Raw genomic sequence first — 4,307 nt, 5'->3', positions numbered from 1 at the left:
CACTCGTTGTTCAGTTTTCAAAGATCAAACATTTCTCTTTCGCCGCGTTTTTCAGCAGCTATAAGATCATATCATGTTCGTTTCAAAAATGCAAGGGTTATTTTTTCTTTTTTTTAAGATCATTTCACCCAAGCTTTTCACTTTTGAAACTGCTGTTTTGTTGTCAGCTCAAATAATATATCATTTTCAGCAAAAGAAAGCAACTTGTAAATAATCCCTTTTTTAAACTTGAAATCCCTCCACCTTTTAGTCAACCATTATTAGCTCCAATGTTACTTCAAAACAGCTAGTTCATAAAATGTCATGTGTTCAGTTCCATTTAATATAAATACATTATTGGTAATTAGCCGCTATACGACGTTGATTAGTTTTTTTCTAATCTATGTTGTTCGTTACCCCATGTGCTAGATTGTTAGAAGACATGCAGCAAGGCGAAGTCTCTTGGACCCCGCCTAATGGTATTCATATATTAGAGGCGACAAATTTCATGGGCACATTGGCCGTACGAAGGACAGCAGCACATGCCACGTAATACCTTGAGATCGTGAATGACAATCTTTCCATCCCTTGTATCTAGGGTTCCCTGCTCTTTCAGCGCGCTCAGCATCCGGTTCACACTCTCTCGCGTCGCTCCAATCATCTCACCTAATTCGGAGTGACTTAGCTTCATATTTAGTAAAATGCCATCCTTCACAGCCACGCCACATGTATTGCTAGCACGGATCAATGTAGACGCTAACGCTCCAGTTTTACCATACAACAGTAAGTCCCGAAAACGCGATTGCATAATGCGTTGCTTCATCGCCATCCACTGGATGAACTGAAGTGCCATTTCCCCATTTTTGGACAAGAGCGACTCCAGATCCTTAACAAGCACAACGCCTAACTCACACACATCGGCTGTTTCCGCAGTGCAACTATACTCTTCTCCATCTATCCCGCTAAATTCCCCAATTAAGTCACCTTGATGCTGAATGGTCAGAATCAGTTCTTTACCATCTTCTGTCGATTTACGAAGTTTAACATGACCTGAATGTATATAATAAAGCTGCTCTGCATCATCGCCCTCTCGGAAAAGCATAACGCCTGCCTTTACCTTCTTCCAGGACATAATATCTTTTAGCAGAACAAAATGTTCTTCTGTCAAATAAATCTGAATTCCCGTGCGTTCCGCTTCGTCCCCAAACCGTTCCATACAAGTGGCTTGCATGTTAGCGTCCTCCTCGTGTTTACCTGATATCTATATCATAATGTTTTAATGCCTGGGTTGTTATCGGGAGAACACCTGATTTTATACCTTCCTACTCCCTGATTTACTGTGATAAATATCACTTCCGAGGTAAGCTAACGCCCCATTTATCGACCTTTTCCTTACTCCTTACCCGACCTCATGAAAACTCAGTGTTTCCTGCGCCTATAGATCAGGGGGTTCCCTGATCTACTTTTGTAACTGTCGGAACTACAATGAATTAGAGATATAGTTTGGTTATGAAAAAGGATGTGTCTTCTATGCTACAAATAACGGATGAAATGCGAAAAGAACTGAACCAGTTGAGAGATACTATTTATAGTGATCTCACTGCCCTTGCATTTATGTCCAAGTCGGGCGGTAAGCTGCATTGGTATTACGCCTCCGGCAGCCGAAGCAATCGCTATCGCCTTATTTCTTTTAAGATTGGCCATGGTATTGCCGGGATGGCTGTTCGCTTGGGACGTACCGTGACTGTAAGTGCTTTACTATCAGGTAGTATACGTCTGCGTCAGGAGTGTGCACTAATGCTGGCCGAGCAGCTTCACTCTGCTGTTGCTATTCCCTTTTCCAGCACAGGGGATCTGCCTAACGGTGTGCTGCTTCTTGGTAATCGTGATGTGAGGACGTTCACAGAGTCTGATGTGGCCGAGGCCACTCAAGTCGCTCAACGCCTTAGCCAACTATGTGCTTACCCTCTCACTCCATAGATCAACAATGTTACTGTAGATAATAAAACTCATAAAACACTTGATATGGCTGTCCCTAACTATCTTTGTTGATTGAAATCCCTAAAATTTGCTATGATTATGACAAAACGCACGGTTTTTTTACCGTTCGAGGGGATGACAAATTGATTCGTATACTAGTAGTGGATGATCATGTTGTCGTACGTTCTGGCCTCATGGCCCTATTGGACGGCAAAAATGGTATTAAGGTCGTAGGAGATGCAGCAGACGGGGATGAGGCGATCCGCAAAGCAGTAGAGCTACAACCTAATGTCGTACTCATGGATTTTAGCATGCCACCTGGCAAAGATGGTCTCACGGCAACTACTGAATTAAAAAAACAGTTGCCCGATACAGAAGTCCTTATTTTAACAATGCATGACGATGAAGAATATCTGTTCCGAGCCATTCAAGCTGGAGCATCCGGATATATTTTAAAAAGCGCACCTCACGAGGAGTTACTCGCTGCCATCCAGTCTGTGGCCGAAGGTAGTGCCTATTTGTACCCGAATGCAACCAAACGACTGATGAGCGAATATCTGGACAAAATCAAACAGGAAGGCATAGCCGGACCCTATGAATCCTTGTCTGAGCGGGAAAAAGAGATTCTATCCTGGGTAGCCAAAGGATATGCCAACAAGGAAATTGCCGAGCACCTGGTGATTAGCGTCAAAACCGTAGAGTCCCATAAAAGCAATCTTATGGAGAAGCTTAACTTGAAAACACGACCTGAGCTAGTCAAATTCGCACTAAAAAAGGGGCTGCTCCATTATGAATGAACCTTCTAACCCTTTACTGCAGCATGCCTTTGGTGAATCAACCGATAAACTGCTGAATGATCTGGAAATTTATATACAAGAATCCCCTTTTCTTCATGCGCTGCGTAACTCACTCCACCAATTATCCAATCTGAAATTTGCTTTAGATACGTCTTCCATCGTTGCTTTGACCGATCATCGAGGTATTATTCAGTACGTAAACGACAAGTTCTGTGAGATTTCGCAATACAGTCGTGAAGAGCTGATCGGTCAGGATCATCGTCTTATTAATTCAGGCTATCATACCTCTGCCTTCATGAAAAACCTGTGGACTACGATCCGTTCAGGTGAGGTATGGCAAGGAGAAATACGTAATCGTGCTAAAGATAACAGCTACTATTGGGTGAATACTACGATCGTTCCGTTTATGGACGAGGAAGGTAAACCCTATCAGTACTTAGCGATCCGCAATGAGGTCACTAAACTGAAGAAAGTAGAAGCAGAACTCCAGTCTATGATGACGCAAGTCATGCAAATACAGGAAGAAGAACGTAAACGCTTTTCAAGAGAGCTGCATGATGGGATAGGGCAAAGCTTGTTTTCACTTATTATCCAATTGGATAGCCAACTTGCCGAACAACCTAGTGCTACTCTGGAGAATCTTCGTTCGCAGGTGACCGACATCATCAAAGATGTTCGTAGTCTAGCGTGGGAACTTCGTCCCTCAGTTCTGGATGATCTGGGTGTCGTCCCAGCCATAAGAACCTATATTGAAAACTTCTGTTCTCATTACGGGATTGAGGTGCATTTTCAATGCAATCTACGTAAACGGGTTGATATTCGCAAGGAAATTGCAATTTATCGGATTGTACAGGAGGCATTAACGAATGTAGCCAAATACGCAGATGTAGCAGAGGCATATGTCGACGTTGAGGATCAAAATGAAATGATACAAGTGACCATTCGAGATGAGGGCATTGGATTCTCTGGAAAGTCCCAAGGAGAGGGAGTTGGATTGTTCAGTATGGAAGAACGAGCTAGAGGGGTAGGGGGATTTATGAGCATAACCTCTGCTCCAGACAAGGGAACCTCCATCCAGCTGACCATTCCCGTGTAAAAACTGTTCACTAAATCGGTTATCGGTGTATGCCAGTTGTATGATCAGAACGATATACACCGATACCGAAGATTATGGATAATCAACACAATGTGGATTACATGAGGATAAATACAAAAAAAAGAGAGAGCTCTGTCCCCAGACAGGCTCTCTTTATTTATAAGGTGTCACCACTGAGGCAACAAGAATCCGCTATAGCAAAAAGCGGGTGATGGGAATCGAACCCACGCTACCAGCTTGGAAGGCTGGAGTTCTACCATTGAACTACACCCGCAAATCAGTATCGGGATGACACGATTTGAACATGCGACCCCCTGGTCCCAAACCAGGTGCTCTACCAAGCTGAGCTACATCCCGACATTATACATTTTTTTAAGAAATGGCGCGCCCTGAGAGATTCGAACTCCCGGCCTTTTGATTCGTAGTCAAACGCTCTATCCAGCTGAGCTAAGGGC

At 43.5% G+C, this 4,307-nt stretch carries 4 protein-coding genes and 2 tRNA genes; 3 read left to right on the top strand and 3 right to left on the bottom strand.

Annotation, left to right across the window (positions count from 1 at the left end; translation table 11 throughout):
- Nucleotides 1–469 precede the first annotated feature (469 nt).
- Entirely contained in the window at nucleotides 470–1,210 is a 741-nt protein-coding gene (locus NLX73_RS24780) for a Crp/Fnr family transcriptional regulator (protein WP_061832126.1), read from the bottom strand.
- Nucleotides 1,211–1,509: 299 nt separating this feature from the next.
- On the opposite strand from NLX73_RS24780, the gene NLX73_RS24775 reads away from it, so the two are divergent.
- The 3 genes from NLX73_RS24775 (at nucleotide 1,510) to NLX73_RS24765 (ending at nucleotide 3,852) form a co-directional block, all read left to right on the top strand.
- Nucleotides 1,510–1,959, top strand: coding sequence for a GAF domain-containing protein (locus tag NLX73_RS24775; RefSeq protein ID WP_235307008.1), 450 nt, complete (start codon nucleotides 1,510–1,512; stop codon nucleotides 1,957–1,959).
- Nucleotides 1,960–2,102: 143 nt separating this feature from the next.
- Nucleotides 2,103–2,756 carry a response regulator gene (locus NLX73_RS24770; RefSeq protein WP_016818376.1) on the top strand — a complete coding sequence of 218 codons (654 nt, stop codon included), beginning with the start codon at nucleotides 2,103–2,105 and terminating at the stop codon, nucleotides 2,754–2,756.
- Nucleotides 2,749–3,852 carry a PAS domain-containing protein gene (locus NLX73_RS24765; RefSeq protein WP_254327604.1) on the top strand — a complete coding sequence of 368 codons (1,104 nt, stop codon included), beginning with the start codon at nucleotides 2,749–2,751 and terminating at the stop codon, nucleotides 3,850–3,852. Before NLX73_RS24770 ends, NLX73_RS24765 begins: the two co-directional genes overlap by 8 nt.
- Before the next feature lie 203 nt (nucleotides 3,853–4,055).
- Here the strand turns inward: NLX73_RS24765 and NLX73_RS24760 are convergent.
- Nucleotides 4,056–4,126, bottom strand: a tRNA-Gly gene (locus tag NLX73_RS24760).
- Nucleotides 4,127–4,135: 9 nt separating this feature from the next.
- Nucleotides 4,136–4,209, bottom strand: a tRNA-Pro gene (locus NLX73_RS24755).
- Nucleotides 4,210–4,307 lie beyond the last annotated feature (98 nt).

It is taken from the genome of Paenibacillus sp. CH40, assembly GCF_024213605.1.
Taxonomy (GTDB): Bacteria; Bacillota; Bacilli; order Paenibacillales; family Paenibacillaceae; genus Paenibacillus; species Paenibacillus polymyxa_B.
Note: the sequence above shows the minus strand (reverse complement) of the source record. Positions and strands in the feature narration are given on the sequence as shown.